General features: G+C 43.4%; 13 protein-coding genes. 6 read left to right on the top strand and 7 right to left on the bottom strand.

What is annotated here, in order from left to right:
* Window positions 1-51: 51 nt before the first annotated feature.
* From CFE23_RS11990 to CFE23_RS11975, 4 genes are all read right to left on the bottom strand, one after another.
* Window positions 52-798 (bottom strand): succinate dehydrogenase/fumarate reductase iron-sulfur subunit, encoded by a 747-nt coding sequence (locus tag CFE23_RS11990; protein WP_291088336.1) that lies wholly within the window; start codon window positions 796-798, stop codon window positions 52-54.
* An 89-nt stretch (window positions 799-887) separates the two neighbouring features.
* Window positions 888-2,888: a fumarate reductase/succinate dehydrogenase flavoprotein subunit gene (locus CFE23_RS11985; protein ID WP_291088335.1), complete on the bottom strand. Its 2,001-nt coding sequence runs from the start codon at window positions 2,886-2,888 to the stop codon at window positions 888-890.
* A gap of 12 nt (window positions 2,889-2,900) precedes the next feature.
* Window positions 2,901-3,566, bottom strand: coding sequence for a succinate dehydrogenase cytochrome b subunit (locus tag CFE23_RS11980; RefSeq protein ID WP_291088333.1), 666 nt, complete (start codon window positions 3,564-3,566; stop codon window positions 2,901-2,903).
* 101 nt (window positions 3,567-3,667) lie between these two features.
* Entirely contained in the window at window positions 3,668-4,519 is an 852-nt protein-coding gene (locus CFE23_RS11975) for a ChaN family lipoprotein (protein ID WP_291088331.1), read from the bottom strand.
* A gap of 182 nt (window positions 4,520-4,701) precedes the next feature.
* Here CFE23_RS11975 and CFE23_RS11970 point away from each other — a divergent pair, with 182 nt between their 5' ends.
* From CFE23_RS11970 to CFE23_RS11945, 6 genes are all read left to right on the top strand, one after another.
* Window positions 4,702-6,036: a hydroxymethylglutaryl-CoA synthase gene (locus CFE23_RS11970; RefSeq protein WP_291088329.1), complete on the top strand. Its 1,335-nt coding sequence runs from the start codon at window positions 4,702-4,704 to the stop codon at window positions 6,034-6,036.
* A gap of 25 nt (window positions 6,037-6,061) precedes the next feature.
* Entirely contained in the window at window positions 6,062-6,658 is a 597-nt protein-coding gene (locus CFE23_RS11965) for a Crp/Fnr family transcriptional regulator (protein WP_291088327.1), read from the top strand.
* 90 nt (window positions 6,659-6,748) lie between these two features.
* On the top strand, window positions 6,749-8,041 hold the full coding sequence (locus CFE23_RS11960) for an aminopeptidase P family protein (RefSeq protein ID WP_291088325.1): 1,293 nt from the start codon (window positions 6,749-6,751) through the stop codon (window positions 8,039-8,041).
* Between the two features lie 530 nt (window positions 8,042-8,571).
* Window positions 8,572-9,759 carry a phosphoglycerate kinase gene (locus CFE23_RS11955; protein ID WP_291088323.1) on the top strand — a complete coding sequence of 396 codons (1,188 nt, stop codon included), beginning with the start codon at window positions 8,572-8,574 and terminating at the stop codon, window positions 9,757-9,759.
* A 204-nt stretch (window positions 9,760-9,963) separates the two neighbouring features.
* Window positions 9,964-11,967 carry a LysM peptidoglycan-binding domain-containing protein gene (locus CFE23_RS11950; RefSeq protein ID WP_291088321.1) on the top strand — a complete coding sequence of 668 codons (2,004 nt, stop codon included), beginning with the start codon at window positions 9,964-9,966 and terminating at the stop codon, window positions 11,965-11,967.
* Window positions 11,968-12,039: 72 nt separating this feature from the next.
* Window positions 12,040-12,486: a GNAT family N-acetyltransferase gene (locus CFE23_RS11945; protein ID WP_291088319.1), complete on the top strand. Its 447-nt coding sequence runs from the start codon at window positions 12,040-12,042 to the stop codon at window positions 12,484-12,486.
* Here the strand turns inward: CFE23_RS11945 and CFE23_RS11940 are convergent.
* From CFE23_RS11940 to CFE23_RS11930, 3 genes are read right to left on the bottom strand one after another with little or no spacing between them, the layout of a single operon-like run.
* Window positions 12,483-13,322, bottom strand: a complete 840-nt coding sequence (locus CFE23_RS11940; protein WP_291088317.1) for an OmpA family protein — start codon at window positions 13,320-13,322, stop codon at window positions 12,483-12,485. The genes CFE23_RS11945 and CFE23_RS11940 overlap by 4 nt on opposite strands.
* Complete coding sequence (locus CFE23_RS11935) at window positions 13,322-14,137, bottom strand: OmpA family protein (protein WP_291088315.1); 816 nt, start codon at window positions 14,135-14,137, stop codon at window positions 13,322-13,324. The genes CFE23_RS11940 and CFE23_RS11935 overlap by 1 nt, the downstream gene beginning before the upstream one ends.
* Window positions 14,137-15,774, bottom strand: a complete 1,638-nt coding sequence (locus CFE23_RS11930) for a S41 family peptidase (RefSeq protein WP_291088313.1) — start codon at window positions 15,772-15,774, stop codon at window positions 14,137-14,139. The genes CFE23_RS11935 and CFE23_RS11930 overlap by 1 nt, the downstream gene beginning before the upstream one ends.
* Between the last annotated feature and the right edge of the window lie 23 nt (window positions 15,775-15,797).

Below are 15,797 nucleotides of genomic sequence, written 5' to 3'. Positions count from 1 at the left end.
AATGAACGCGGTTACTGAGTGATGGCAAGACTTGCCAACTTATAATGTCTTTTATCCTTTCAGGCTCGCCGATAAGTATTCGCGATTCATCCTGGCGATGTTTTCCAGAGAAATTCCCTTTGGGCACTCCACTTCGCAGGCACCGGTATTGGTGCAATTCCCGAAACCTTCTGAATCCATTTGGCGCACCATATTCAATACGCGGTCTGCCGCCTCGACTTTACCCTGGGGTAATAAGGCGAACTGGGAAACTTTTGCAGAAACGAATAGCATGGCCGAGGAGTTTTTGCACGAAGCGACGCAGGCGCCACAACCAATACAGGTGGCCGCATCAAACGCACGGTCGGCATCGTGTTTAGGGATTGGAATCGTATTCGCATCAATTGTATTTCCGGATGTATTTACGGAGATAAACCCACCGGCATGCTGAATGCGGTCAAAAGCGCTTCTGTCGACCACCAAATCTTTAATTACCGGAAAGGCTTTCGCGCGGAACGGTTCGATGTAAATGGTATCGCCATCTTTAAACATGCGCATATGCAATTGGCAGGTGGTTACAGCACGATCCGGACCATGTGCTTCTCCATTGATAAAAAGGGAGCACATGCCACAAATTCCTTCGCGGCAGTCGTGGTCAAACGATACGGGATCGTCACCTTTGTTAATAAGCCCTTCGTTGAGTACGTCAAGCATTTCGAGGAAAGACATGTCAGGTTCGATACCATCGATTGGATAATCGACCATTTTTCCTTTATCCTGGGCGTTTTTCTGACGCCATATTTTAAGTGTAAGTTTCATAACTTAATAGTATTGAATATTTAGAGGTGAGAATTGAGGAGAGAACTAAAGCTGTCTTATCTCAATTCTAATTGCTCACATCTAATATCTTATTTATAGCTTCTTTGTACCAGTTTCACATTGTCAAAAACGAGCGGCTCTTTGTGCAAAACCGCGTCACTAGGCTTGCCTTTGTATTCCCAGGCAGCAACATACGCGAAGTTTTCGTCGTCACGCTGTGCTTCGCCATCAGGGGTTTGGTATTCTTCACGGAAATGCCCGCCGCAGCTTTCATTTCGGTGTAAGGCATCTTTGGCGAACAATTCTCCCAATTCAAGGAAATCGGCTACGCGCATCGCTTTTTCCAATTCCTGGTTGAAACCGTTGATTGTTCCCGGAACTTTTACGTCTTTATAAAATTCCTCGCGCAGTGCGGCAATTTCTGAAATGGCTTCCGTTAGTCCTTTTGCATTACGTGCCATACCCACTTTATTCCACATGATTTTTCCTAATTTCTTGTGGAAGTGATCTACAGAATGGCTGCCGTTGTTGTTGATGAATTTCTCCAATTGATCGCGAACCGCTTTTTCAGCCTCGTCAAATTCCGGTGTATTCGTGGGAATTTTGCCCATTTTAATATCCGGAGCAAGGTAGTCACCGATTGTATATGGTAAAACGAAATAACCATCGGCCAATCCCTGCATTAGGGCAGAGGCTCCGAGGCGGTTGGCCCCGTGATCAGAGAAGTTGGATTCTCCGATAGAGAAACAGCCCGGAATCGTAGTCATTAAGTTGTAATCAACCCAGGTTCCACCCATGGTGTAGTGTACCGCCGGGTAAATCATCATTGGGGTCACATATGGATTTTCGTCAACGATTTTTTCATACATCTGGAACAGGTTTCCGTATTTGCTTGCCACGACTTCTGTTCCTAATTTTTTCACCAAAGCAGCATCATTTTCATCCAAATGTTTGATCCTTGCCTGGTCTCTGCCGTATCGCTCAATCGCCGAAGCAAAATCGAGGTATACAGCCTCACCTGTTTTGTTTACTCCGAAACCGGCGTCACAACGCTCTTTTGCGGCGCGCGACGCAATGTCACGTGGCACAAGGTTTCCAAAAGCAGGATACCTTCTTTCTAAGTAGTAATCCCTTTGGTCTTCGGTTAAATCGGTTGGTTTCTTTTTGCCTTCACGGATTGCCTTGGCGTCTTCCAATGATTTTGGCACCCATATTCTTCCGTCATTCCTCAAAGATTCGGACATTAATGTCAGTTTTGACTGGTGATCGCCTGAAACAGGAATACAGGTTGGGTGAATTTGTGTGTAGCACGGATTGGCGAAAAACGCTCCTTTTTTATGGATTTTCCAGGCTGCGGTGGCATTACTGCCCATTGCATTTGTGGAAAGGAAAAATACGTTTCCATATCCTCCGGAACCGATGACCACTGCGTGTGCTGAGTGCCTTTCGATTTCTCCGGTGACTAAGTTCCGCGCAATGATTCCGCGGGCTTTGCCATTTACAATGACCAAATCAAGCATTTCATGGCGGTTGAACATCTTAATTTTTCCACGGCCAATCTGGCGGTTCATTGCGGAATAAGCACCGAGCAGCAATTGCTGTCCGGTTTGTCCTTTGGCATAAAAGGTACGTGAAACCAAAGTACCACCAAAAGAACGGTTGTCCAATAATCCGCCGTATTCACGTGCCAAAGGAACGCCCTGGGCAACGCATTGGTCAATAATATTCGCTGAAACCTCTGCAAGACGGTGCACATTTGCTTCGCGAGCCCGATAATCGCCCCCCTTCACAGTATCGTAGAAAAGACGGAAAGTAGAGTCTCCATCACCCTGGTAGTTTTTCGCAGCGTTGATTCCGCCCTGTGCTGCAATCGAGTGCGCACGACGTGGGGAATCCTGGAAACAAAAAGCTTTTACGTTATAACCCAGTTCTGCCAACGTAGCCGCTGCGGAGCCTCCCGCCAGTCCCGTCCCAACAACGATAATGTCGAGATTACGCTTGTTGGCTGGATTAACTAAGTTGATGTGGTCTTTATAGTGTGTCCATTTCTCAGAAATAGGACCTTCTGGTATTTTTGAATCTAATGCCATTATGAAATGATATTAATGATTGAAGTGGTGAAACAAAGCGATGAAAATAAATCCTAAGGGTACGATTACGGCAAAAGCATAGGCGAATTTGCTCAATCCGCGAGAGTATTTATTGCTAAAGCCAACGGATTGAAAAGAGGAGGCAAAGCCATGCCACAAATGCACCGCTAAAACGGCAAATGACAAGCAGTAGATTCCGGTCCGGATCGGATCGTGGAATTTATGTACCAATTCATCGTAATACCTGTCTGTGACGATTTCATTGACGGACACATATTTGTAAGCAATTTCCGGAACCCAGAAGTCGTAAAAGTGCAATCCTAAAAATGCCAATACGACTAGCCCTGTCAGCACCATATTTCTGGAAGCCCACGATGCATTGGCAGCGCCGTTATTTTTCGCATATTTTATGGGTCTTGCATTTTTGTTCTGGATGTCAAGGTAAATACCCATAATGAAGTGGAATACAATGCCAAAGATCAAAATCGGCTGGATAATGTATTGAACCAATGGATTATACCCCATGAATTGGGAAATGGCGTTGAAATTGTCAGGACCAAAAACGGAAGTAAAATTTATGAAAAAATGCTGTCCTAAAAATAGGACCAGGAACATTCCGGAAAGTGCCATTGCAACTTTCCTGGCAATGGAGGACTTTAATAGTGCAGTTTGTGCCATAAGTCAGGTTAATTGTTTTTAAAAATCATACAAAAATAGTGGTATTTGGTATTTGCCACAATCATTTTAGGCTTATTTATAATCAATATAAAGTGTTGAACTCAATAGGTTTTTGTCACGTCCTCATCAACGACGATAATGAAGTCTGCTTTCAAAAGATTTTCGGTGTCAAGCCTTGAAATATCGGTTTGGGTCACCGTCGAAATCGTCAATATTTTCAGTGTTGCGTCGCTTCGTTTCAGGTACCAGGAAATGCCTTCAAAGTAATCGCTGTGGTAAGCACCATTATAATGTAGAAAAACAGCATCCCGGATTATGTTTTTAAAGATAAAGTAAGCCATGGTGGCGTCTTTTACTGCTTGCGACTTTGGAAGGTTTTCTCCTCCGTGCCCGCCCATTTCCTGAACCATTTTTACATAGCCCGGCAAATTGGCGTTGTACGCAATTGGCAAAGTGGCCATCCAGGTTTTTTCTTCAGCTGTCAGCCCACTTAAGGCCTCAAAACCTTTTTTATAGACGAGGCTGGCATAGCGGCGCGGAATGTTGGTTGCGATAAACGGAATGTTTTTCTCTTTTGCAAAATCCACCAACGGCTTATAATCGGTTTTGAAATTAGGCCAAAGCCGGGCGGTACTGTCAAGTTTTTTATCATCGATTTCACCTTTAAGATACTGGTCCAGCTGCTTTTGGTTGTCAGCTTCAAGCATTTCTGCGCCTAAAACAAGTTTTTTCCGCTGCGCGAGATCTTTTGTAAGCTCCAGTTCGAGCCAGTGTGCAATGGCATTGTCATGAAATTCGCCAAACAACACCACTTCGGAATTTGACGCCGCCTTAACGAGTTTGGCGTAGGTAGTTTGCTTTCCGTTTTTGTCAACAATCCGGTAGGCTGGCTTCTGCTGGGCAGCAGATGTGAATATAGAAAGGACACAGACAAGATTTATAAGTTGTTTCATCGGCATTCGAAAAGGTTATCACGCTAAAATAACCATTATAATGCCTTTTTAAAAATATTTTTTGAATAATTGGTAATTTACTTCGTACAGAATTTTGATATCCGTAAAAGTGATTCGGCAAATATGTTTTTGAAAGTATCGACGTTCATTAATTGTAATTTTACTCCTCCAAAAATAGAACTATGACTATCGGAATTGACGCCATCGCGTTTGATGTTGCCAAAATACATTTACGTATAAAATCCTTTGCTGAGGCGCGTGGGATTGAACCTGAAAAACTCGAAAATGGCCTTGGCCTTTTAAAAATGACTTTACCGGATGTGCATCAGGACACCGTGGTTTTTGGGGCCAATGCGTTGACGAAACTAATGCTTCAAAGCAAAGCGGATCCAAAATCCATTTCGCGTATTTATGTCGGAACAGAAAGCGGTATTGACAACTCTAAACCGATTGCCTCATTCCTGGTTTCGTTGATGGAGCAGCAGTTCGGCGAAGGCAGTCTGGGCCATTGTGATGTGGTCGACTTTACCTTTGCCTGTATTGGTGGCGTGGATGCGCTCCAAAACTGTATTGATTTCGTTCGGTTAAACCCGGATAAAAAGGCGATTGTCGTGTGTACAGATGTTGCAAAATACGACCTGAATTCTACCGGTGAATATACGCAGGGTGCGGGCGCGGTGGCCATGCTCGTGTCGTCAGATCCAAAGATCATTTCGTTTTCGCAGGATTGGGCGGTGGATACAAAGGGTGTTTATGACTTTTTTAAACCCTATCGGACCATTGCTAAATCGGAAATTATCAAAAAAGCGGATAATGAGGAATGGTTCGGGAATCTTGAAGCTGAAATCGAAATCCACAAAGACCAGCCGGTTTTTGACGGGCAGTATTCCAACCAATGTTATATGGACCGCACGCGCACTGCTTATTTTCGGTTAAAAGAGATGAGTAGGCGTGAAGGGCCGCTTTACAATTCCTGGCGCAGTATTATCATGCACCTGCCATACTCGTTTCAGGGACGTCGAATGCTTCCTGAGATTTACGCGCTGGATGCCAACCCGGGCACATCTCCCGACGATTTAAAATCAATAGCGAAATCAGCAGCCTATCTTGATTTTGTGGCAACTAAATTACAGCCTGCGGAAAGAGCGTCTTCGTTAATAGGGAATCTGTACACCGGCTCTATATTTATGGGCCTGCTTTCCACACTTTGCCATTTTTATGATTCCGATGGCGAGATTTCGGGCGCAACATTTGGTTTTATGGCATACGGCAGCGGTTCCAAATCAAAGGTTTTTGAAGGTACAATTCAGCCAAATTGGAAGGCCGCTATTGGTTTGGTAAAGCTTTTTGAAACTTTGGAACAAAGTGTGGAAATTGATTTTCTGACCTATGAAGCACTGCACAAGAAGGAACAAAAGCAAAGTGTCCGGCAACCCAAAGCCGAATGGATTCTGGAACGCATAGAAAAGGAGCATCCGAACCTGATCGGTGCGCGTTATTACAAATGGATTCCATAAGCCGGAAAATGGCTAGCTTTGTGTTATGGACAAACAGGACGCTTCAGAAATTTTTCTAAACGCTTTGCAGCAATTTATCGGTGAAAATTCACTGGAGGTTTCTGCGCAGCTTCAGGCCACAAGCGCCGCGTTTACCGTTTTGACGCTGAAAAAGAATGAATTTCTCGTAAAAGAAGGTGGCATCTGCCCGTATTTCTGCTTTATTGAAAGCGGGATTTTACAACATGCGATACTGATTTCCGAAAACGAAGTGACAACTTATCTCGCTCTGCGGCATTCGTTTACCACCTCGCTGAATAGTTTCTTACGCCGGGAACCTTCGCGCAAAAGCGTAAAGGCCATTTCCGACTGTCGCTTGTATGTGGTGGACCTGAATGCGTTTAAGTACCTTATCCAACACAACAGCGCTTTTCACCGCGCATACTATAATTTAATCGAAAAGCAAATCTGCCTGATCGATGATTACCGCATCGACCTGCTGACCATGACGCCGGAAGCGCGTTATAAAAAATTGCTGCAGACCGAGCCGAAACTCTTACAGGAAGTGCCACTGCATTATCTTTCCTCATTTTTGGGGATTTCTGACCGGCACATGAGCCGCATCCGTAAAAATATAAAATAACGCCATTTGGCTGGTTGTTGTTTTTTTAGTTTGAGTAGCTTTGTATAGCAAATAACGATTGCCGATAGGCAACTACTAACCACTAAAAAAATGAAATACCACCAGATTGACCGTAATCTTTTTATAAAAAACCGCACCAAGTTTACCGCGCAGATGAAACCGAACAGCGTTGCCGTATTCAATTCGAATGACATTTACCCAGTTTCCGCTGATTCGACTTTGCCCTTCGCCCAGCATCGGGACATTTTTTATTTATCAGGCGTAGACCAGGAAGAAAGCATTTTGGTATTGTTTCCCGATGCACCTTATGCACATCAAAAGGAAATTTTATTCCTGAAAGAAACGAGCGAGCACATTGCGATTTGGGAAGGTGAAAAACTGACGAAGGAACGCGCGTTTGAAGTGTCCGGAATTAAAACCGTCTATTGGCTTCAGGACTTTGAAAAAATCCTATTTGAGTTGATGACGTATGCTGAAACGATGTACATCAATACAAATGAACATTACCGTCAGTCCGTAGAGACCGAAACCAGGGAAGCCCGTTTTGTAAAATGGTGGAAGGAAAAATATCCGGCGCATGCCGTGGCGAAAAGCAACCCGATTTTGCAACGCATCCGTTCTGTAAAGGAAAGCGAAGAGATCGACCTGATGCAAACGGCCTGTAACATTACCGAGAAAGGCTTCCGCAGGCTGTTGTCGTTTGTCAAACCAAATGTCACGGAATATGAAATCGAAGCCGAGCTGATCCATGAGTTTGTCCGCAATCGCTCCAAGGGTTTTGCCTACACACCCATTATTGCATCCGGGAATAATGCCAACGTATTGCATTATATCGAAAACAACCAGCAATGTAAGGCGGGAGATTTGATTCTGCTTGACGTCGCCGCCGAATATGCCAACTATTCCAGCGATCTTTCCCGTACGATTCCGGTATCCGGGAGATATTCAGACAGGCAGAAGGCAGTGTACAATGCCGTTTTACGCGTAAAAAACGAAGCCACCAAAATGTTGGTTCCGGGAACCTTATGGAAACAATACCACGTTGAAGTCGGTAAATTGATGACGTCAGAACTGCTCGGGCTGAAACTGATCGACAAGGCAGACGTTCAAAATGAAAATCCGGACTGGCCGGCATACAAAAAGTATTTCATGCACGGCACATCGCATCACCTGGGATTAGATACGCATGACTACGGTTTGCTGCATGAACCCATGAAAGCGAATATGGTCTTTACAGTAGAACCGGGAATTTACATTCCGGCCGAAGGATTTGGCATCAGGCTTGAGGATAATGTTGTGGTTCAGGAGAAAGGCGAACCGTTTAATCTGATGCGCAACATTCCGATTGAAGCCGATGAAATTGAAAGCCTGATGAATACGTAGGACAACTCGTGATTTTAGTGCACAAGTCTGCGGATTTTTAAATAATAGTTTTAAATAAAGGCCCCATATTTATAAAACGTATCAGAAATTTTTTTAGATTTGACCGATTTAGATTTTAAGATAAATAGTTTTTGAGAAACGGTTTGCTTCGGCAGGCCGTTTTTTGTTTTTGATGACTTCTGCTTTTTAAAAGATGGACTGCCGGGCGGTCAAGGTGCCAAAATTGGATTTTAACTTTTTTACCGCCAACTTTTGAGTATTTACCTCATTAATTTTCAGAGAGCATGTGATTCACTTTCCTTTGTGTCACTTTTACCAAAGCAGCAATGCTTGTAAAGTAATTTCGTGATTTTAAGGTTTTTTTGGTTAGGCAAAGCTCCGCTCCCCCGCGGGGCTTTCCTTTTAAAATTAGAAATGATATCGATTGCGCTGATGTAATAAGCCTGTAGACAGGCTCTTTAAGCATATTCATTGGCAAAAAACCGTATCTTTGCACAGCTAAAAAAAACCAACAAACGAAACCAAGTATAATGAAAACCCTGAACGACATTAATTTTAAAGATAAAAAAGCACTCATCCGCGTCGACTTTAACGTGCCACTGGATGAAAACTTCCATGTAACCGATGACACCCGTATCGAGGCAGCAAAGCCAACCATCGACAAGATTTTATCCGACGGTGGAAGCGTTATACTGATGTCGCATTTGGGCAGGCCGAAAGGCGTAGAAGAAAAATATTCGCTGAAGCATATTGTTGATAAGACTTCTGAAATTTTAGGGACACCGGTCAAATTTGTTGAAGACTGCATTGGTGATAAGGCAAAATCCGCCGCGCAAGAGCTAAAGCCAGGTGAAGTACTGATGCTTGAAAACCTGCGTTTCCACAAGGAAGAGGAAGAAGGCGATGTAGATTTTGCGAAGCAACTCGCCTCTCTTGGAGATGTGTATGTAAATGACGCTTTTGGTACGGCACACCGCGCCCACGCCTCAACGACGATCATCGCCCAGTTTTTCCCGGACAGCAAGTGTTTTGGGGCATTGTTGGCAAAGGAGATCGAAAGCCTCAACAAGGTTTTAAAAGATTCCGAAAAGCCGGTTACGGCAGTTTTGGGCGGCAGTAAAGTGTCATCCAAAATTACGGTTATTGAGAACATACTCGATAAAGTGGATCATATGATTATAGGCGGTGGAATGACATTTACTTTTATAAAAGCGCTGGGTGGAAAAATTGGAGATTCGATTTGCGAGGACGACAAACTGGACCTGGCGTTAGAGATTCTGGAAAAAGCCAAAGCCAAAAATGTCCAGATACACCTTCCGGTAGATGTAGTAGCGGCAGATGCTTTTTCTAAGGATGCCCATACTAAGATTGTTGACGTACGCGAAATCCCCGATGGATGGCAGGGTCTGGATGCGGGACCCAAGTCATTGGAAATATTCAGGAAGGTAATTTTAGCGTCCAAGACCATTCTTTGGAACGGTCCGCTCGGGGTTTTTGAAATGGAACCTTTCGCAAAAGGGACAATCGCACTCGGTCATTATATCGATGAGGCGACGCAAAATGGTGCGTTTTCATTGGTGGGTGGAGGAGATTCCGTATCGGCTGTCAAACAATTCGGATTGGAATCAAAAATGAGCTATGTATCTACGGGAGGTGGCGCTATGCTTGAAATGTTAGAAGGAAAAACGCTTCCCGGAATCGCGGCCATACTGGATTAGTGAAATCACAATTAACAATTTTTCACATAATTTTAAGTTATATGTTAAGTGGACTTTGTTATAAGATTACTATGTTTGCAATTGCAATGGTTTGAAATATAGCATTTTGACATTGTACGTTCTTTTACAGGAACAATTTAATGAAACGAATTGAAGTTTTTGAGCACATGAGCCCCTTCATGCAAAAACGATAAAAACGTAAATATGAATATAAAAAACATCACCTTATCTGCTCTCCTGTTGGTGTCGGGAACAATATTTGCCCAGGACACAACCAAAACAGCAGCTAATCTGCTGAAACCTCAAATTAAAATTTCCTATTTAGATTCTATTAAATCTACATTCCGAAGGGATGCCGTTGCGTCTTGCGTAGACAGCCTGTGGATGAAGGAACTGACCAACCTCGATTTATTTGACAACCTTTCTGCAGACATCAAGAACATCAATCTTGACCAGAAGGTAGATTACGAATTGCCAACAGAATTGCTGAAAGCACGGTTGAAGGAAATGGATGCGAAATCGCCATTCAATATTGAGTGGAATCAGGGATTGGAAAACATCATCAAGTCATTCCTTAAAAACAGGAAGAAATCGTACGAAAGGCTCATGGCCATTTCTGAATATTACTTTCCTATGTTTGAAGAGTCCCTTGCCAGACAAAACGTGCCGTTGGAGATCAAGTATCTTGCGATCGTCGAGTCGGCGTTGAATCCAAAAGCCGTTTCCCGTGTTGGAGCAACCGGATTATGGCAATTCATGTACCAAACTGGGAAACAGTACAACCTGAACATTGATTCGTATGTAGACGAAAGAAGCGATCCGCAGAAGGCAAGTGATGCGGCGGCGCAATACATGAGCAATATGTATAAGATCTTTGGCGATTGGGACCTCGTTTTAGCGTCTTACAATTCCGGACCAGGAAATGTGGCCAAAGCCATACGCCGTTCCGGAGGCCAACAGAATTTTTGGAATATCCGGAAAAACCTTCCGAAGGAAACGCAGGGATATGTGCCGGCATTCTTGGCAACGATGTACATTTATACGTACCATAAAGAACACGGAATTGTTCCTAATCGCGCCATAATCAAGCATTTTGCCACAGACACCATTATGATTAAACAGCAGATTACTTTCAAGCAGTTGTCTGATCTCTTGGATGTTCCCGTAGCGCAATTGCAATTGCTGAACCCTTCGTATAAGATGAACGTGATACCTTATTATGCTAATGTAAGTCACTTCCTGAGGTTGCCTGCGGAGAAGATTGCAATGTTTGCTTCTAATGAAGATAAAGTCTATGCCTACGTGACACATGAAAATGAAAAACGCGAAAGGCCATTCATTGATCGTATCCGCATGAATACTTCCAGGGATTCTACAGCAATCGCTTCCGCAGATTCTACGATGACGCCCAGATCCCGCACCAAATACCATACCGTAAGGAGAGGGGATAATTTAAGTGAAATTTCTTCGAAATATGGTGTGACGGTTTCGGATATTAAGCGATGGAACAGGCTGAAAAGTAATAACGCACCACTCGGAAGGAAATTAAGGATCGTCGTTTCAGAAAATGAAGCCATTGCGGCTAATGTGAAGAAAGAGACGAAGTTGGCTGCAGCGAAGGAAGAAAAAACAGTCGCTGCCTCACAACGAGAGCCTAAGGCGGCTGAGTCGACGGAGACACCAGAGTTTTACACCGTGCAGAAAGGGGATAACCTGAGTACCATTGCAAAAAAATACGGTGTGACTATTGCCGAGTTGAAAGACTGGAACAATATGGAAGATACCAATGTGTTGCTCGATACAAAACTTAAGATCAACAGGAAGGCTGTCGAGGACCTTAAGGAAGAGTCGGCTGGAATGACCCCGACATATTACGTCGTGCAGAAAGGGGACAACCTGGGCGCTATCGCAAAAAAGAATGGCGTAACCGTAGCGCAGCTTCAGGAATGGAACAACATGACTGATAGCAATGTGCAATTGGGCAGTAAGTTAACCATTATGAAAATAGAGTCTGATGACAACCAGGTGGCTGCGAGGGTAAAAAAGGAAAATGCGATCAGGCAAAGTCATTACCTTGTTAAGAAAGGCGATTCACTTTTTACCATTGCACAAAAGTATCCTGGTGTTACCGTTTCCGACATCAAGAAATGGAACGGCATCAGCGGTAACAATTTAAGGCCGGGAATGAAACTTAAAATCAACGGTTAATTCGATTAAAATATAGAGGAAACCCTGGTAGAGTCAATTTATCAGGGTTTTTTTATGCGAAAAATAAAAAGTATGGATTTACAATTCACCATTAAGGCGTTTGATACACTCTCCGTGTCCGAACTTTACCAATTGCTTCGCCTTCGGGAGTCGGTTTTCATTATCGAACAAAATTGTATTTACCAGGACCTTGATAACAAAGACCAAAAGGCACTCCATGTAATTGGTGCGTACAATGGGAAAATTGTCGCGCATTCGCGTTTGTTTAAAGCGGGAGACTATTTTGAATGGGCATCGATAGGAAGAGTCGTAATTGACCAGGAATACCGCGATCGGAAATGGGGTTATCCATTAATGGAAGCATCCATCGCTGGAATTTCGAAATACTTCAGCGACAATAAGATCATGATTTCTGCGCAGTTATATCTGCAAAGATTTTATGAGAACAACGGTTTCAGGGCCATTAGCGACGTGTATCTTGAAGATGATATTCCGCATATCCGGATGGTCCGCGGCTAGATTTGTGTGATGATTATTTCAACCCTTTTATTCATCCGTTCCTGCACGCCTTCCCTCGGGAATTTCCGCCCAAATCCCTGATAGGTCATTCTTGATGCAGCAATCCCTTTTTCGATAAAATAGTCATAAATCCTTTTCGCCCTTGCTGCTGAAAGGTTGTTTTTGCCGGTGTAAATATCACGGGCGTCAAAAAATGATTTTGTAATGCAGCAAACGTGGCCCTGAATTTCGAAACGTGTCTGTGGGTTTCTTTTTAGATAGTCCACGAATTCGTTCAATTCGGACTCAGCAATTTCTGGTGATTCAAATGTCGTCGTGCTACTGATAAATTGTAACCGCCGAAGGATTAATTTATCACCCTCGGCCAATGGTTCGGTTAATTCCTTATACCCAATATAGTGGTCAACTTCATCTTTTGGCGGTGAAACAACGACAGCTGTTTTGGGTTTTATTGAGTAAGAAACATTTATTACTGTTTTTCGATGGAGTTCACGTTGGTGATCGGCGTTTGCGGATGGCGTTAAAGGCAACTCTCCTTTACCGGATTGCTCAAGCCCTGCGCTATCGGTCAATGACAAAATATATTCTGACACTGTTGCTGCCCGTTTTTCTGATAACAAAAGATTGTCTGCCCCGTTCCCGATGTCATCACAATACCCACTTACAGCGATATTGTTGATGGAAATTGTGTCTGAGGTAAAAAAGGATTTTATCTTTTCACTTTCCTGAAGCGACAGGGAATGGCTGCCCGAATCAAAGTAAACCGATAATTCAGCCTGCTCCTGCGCAGAAGACGTCATGAAAATAAATAACAGTAAGAGCGTGGCGGCGCGCATCAGATTTTGGTGATTACCAATTCAACCCGACGGTCATATTCCTGGCCTTTACCGAGTGGAACGGTATTTCCATACCCCTTGAAAGTCATCCGTGTTTTGGCAATTTTCTTCAAAATTAGGTACTTATAGACGCTTTCTGCACGATTTTGGGAAAGCTGCCGTTTCTTAGTATCACGGTCGATCGCTTCTTTTTGGTAGGGTGGTGTACAGCAAACGTGCCCTTGAATCTCAAATTCCAGATTCTTGTACTTCAATAGTAACTTTGCCAATTTATCAAGGTCGGTTTTCGATTTAAACGTAAGCTTGCTGCTGCCGCGTTCGAACAGTAGGTTCTCCAGATAAATATGATCTCCGATGACGTGTTTTTTCTGGATGGTCGTAAAGAAACCCGGAAGTTCTATTGCCGGCAACGGTTTAAGGTTTAAAACGACATCGACGCGCCGGTTTTTAGAGCGCACTTCCGGTAAATTATCGACAATATCATCATCGATAAGGATGCGGCCTTTGCCTTCTATTGTTACAATAATCTTATTTTTGATGCCTTGCTCAATAAGCTTATCCCTAATCGTATTGGCTCTGTTTGTCGAGAGTTTCCTGTTGTAAGATTCCTTACCTAAATCGTCGGTATAACCGAAAATCTGAACGGATTCGATGCGTGTCGAATCGGTTTTTTTGATGAAATCCACCACTTCTTTGGCCTGCTTTTCATTTAAATTGTATTTGCTGCTCTGAAAATAAACAGACTGGACAACTTCTTCCTGGGCATGGATTGTAGCGAAAATAAAAAACGGAAGCAACCTTAAAACCTTCAGCATTATTTTTTCAGTATTTTATTATACTCCGATGTGTTGTCCAAAAGGGCTACTGCTTTCTTTATTTCGGAATTATTTTTGGTGTAATATTGGTACAAACCTTCTTTGTACTGGTAGCGCATAATGATTTCGTCAAGGATAAGTTTCCTGATTTCTTTCTGGTAAAGTGTCAGTTGTGCGTCTTCTGATTTCTGTAACGAGGCCAGCAATTGTTGGTATTCTGCGGTAATGCTCTCATCAAGCTTTTCCTTCTTTGCTGCTTCCAGGGTCTTTTTCAGTGCAATTTCAGTCTCAGTTTCATAGGTGATTTTCTGAGCTTTCAGAAATTGTTTAAAATCGGCATAGTCACTATCCGTAAGCGTCGGGATTTTATCGCCGGGATTTGGGTTTTTATAGTAATACGCGGTAACATAGTCGAAAATCGCATCATTCTTCTGCAATGCCTGTGTAATGGCGCTGAGTTTGGTTTCGTCAAGCTCAACGTCAGGCTGGATTCCGCCTCCGTCATAAACCGTCCTGCCTTTCCGGGTCTTAAAAGCGTTGTATTTGGAAGCATCGGTACGGATGGCTTTGCCGTCAGCATCCTTATGGCTGTAATCCAAAGCCTGGATACACCTGCCGGAAGGCGTGTAATAACGGGAAATCGTTACTTTCACCTGGGTGCCGTAGGTGAGGTCAATAGGCCTTTGTACGAGTCCTTTTCCAAAACTCCTGCTGCCAATAATCACTGCGCGGTCAAGATCCTGCAAAGCGCCGGAAACGATTTCAGATGCCGACGCGCTTTTACCGTCAACAATGACGACCAAAGGAATGTCAAGATCTACCGGGTCTTTCGAAGTCTTGTAGATGTTGTTGTGTTTCTCAACTTTCGATTTTGTCGTGACGATCACTTCGTTTTTAGGCACAAATAAATTGCAGATGTTCACGGCTTCGCCCAACAGTCCTCCAGGGTTGCCTCTTAAATCCAACACAATCCGCTGTGCACCATCGCGCTTCAGCTGTTCGAGGGCTTCTTTGGTTTCGTATGATGCTTTCTTATTGAATTGTGAAAGCACAATATAGCCGGTTTTGTCATCTATTTTTCCGAAATAAGGTACCGCTTTGATGTCGACTTCATCAAGCACCAATTGCGTTGAATTGATTTTTCCCTGTCGTTTAAATTTGATATCGAATTTCGCATTCTTACTGCCCTTTAGCAACTGTGATGCATCATCCTTGTAATCGGCGAGCATGATGTCACCAATCTGCACAATTTCGTCTCCTGCCTTTAATCCGGCTTTGTCAGCGGGATAACCTTTGTAAGGTTCTTTAATAATGACGTGGCCATTTTTTCTTGTTATGATGGCGCCAATGCCCGTATATTCGCCCGTGCTGTTGATCTTAAATTTAAGCACATCCTGCTCATTAAAATAATTGGTGTACGGATCGAGGTCGGCAAGCATGGTTTTGATGGCTTTATCCATCATTTCACCAGGGTTGGTCTCATCAACATAATTCATGTTGACTGTTTTGAAAACCTCAGTAAAAATTTCTATCTGTTTTGCAATTTCAAAAAAGTCATCTTTGAAACTCGCGCCAATGTAAAGAAATCCAGCTGCAACAACCGTGAGGACATATTTTCTTTTAAAATATTTACGCATTTTATGTAAGCAAGTTAATTGTT

Origin of the sequence: Flavobacterium sp. BFFFF1, assembly GCF_002256285.1 — a bacterium.
Taxonomy (GTDB): Bacteria; Bacteroidota; Bacteroidia; order Flavobacteriales; family Flavobacteriaceae; genus Flavobacterium.
This window is presented reverse-complemented; position numbering and strand designations above follow the sequence as displayed.

Excerpts from the sequence above, each read along its gene's own strand:
- CFE23_RS11990 (WP_291088336.1), bottom strand. The coding sequence starts at position 798 with ATGAAACTTACACTTAAAATATGGCGTCAGAAAAACGCCCAGGATAAA.
- CFE23_RS11985 (WP_291088335.1), bottom strand. The coding sequence starts at position 2,888 with ATGGCATTAGATTCAAAAATACCAGAAGGTCCTATTTCTGAGAAATGG.
- CFE23_RS11980 (WP_291088333.1), bottom strand. The coding sequence starts at position 3,566 with ATGGCACAAACTGCACTATTAAAGTCCTCCATTGCCAGGAAAGTTGCA.
- CFE23_RS11975 (WP_291088331.1), bottom strand. The coding sequence starts at position 4,519 with ATGAAACAACTTATAAATCTTGTCTGTGTCCTTTCTATATTCACATCT.
- CFE23_RS11970 (WP_291088329.1), top strand. The coding sequence starts at position 4,702 with ATGACTATCGGAATTGACGCCATCGCGTTTGATGTTGCCAAAATACAT.
- CFE23_RS11965 (WP_291088327.1), top strand. The coding sequence starts at position 6,062 with ATGGACAAACAGGACGCTTCAGAAATTTTTCTAAACGCTTTGCAGCAA.
- CFE23_RS11960 (WP_291088325.1), top strand. The coding sequence starts at position 6,749 with ATGAAATACCACCAGATTGACCGTAATCTTTTTATAAAAAACCGCACC.
- CFE23_RS11955 (WP_291088323.1), top strand. The coding sequence starts at position 8,572 with ATGAAAACCCTGAACGACATTAATTTTAAAGATAAAAAAGCACTCATC.
- CFE23_RS11950 (WP_291088321.1), top strand. The coding sequence starts at position 9,964 with ATGAATATAAAAAACATCACCTTATCTGCTCTCCTGTTGGTGTCGGGA.
- CFE23_RS11945 (WP_291088319.1), top strand. The coding sequence starts at position 12,040 with ATGGATTTACAATTCACCATTAAGGCGTTTGATACACTCTCCGTGTCC.
- CFE23_RS11940 (WP_291088317.1), bottom strand. The coding sequence starts at position 13,322 with ATGCGCGCCGCCACGCTCTTACTGTTATTTATTTTCATGACGTCTTCT.
- CFE23_RS11935 (WP_291088315.1), bottom strand. The coding sequence starts at position 14,137 with ATGCTGAAGGTTTTAAGGTTGCTTCCGTTTTTTATTTTCGCTACAATC.
- CFE23_RS11930 (WP_291088313.1), bottom strand. The coding sequence starts at position 15,774 with ATGCGTAAATATTTTAAAAGAAAATATGTCCTCACGGTTGTTGCAGCT.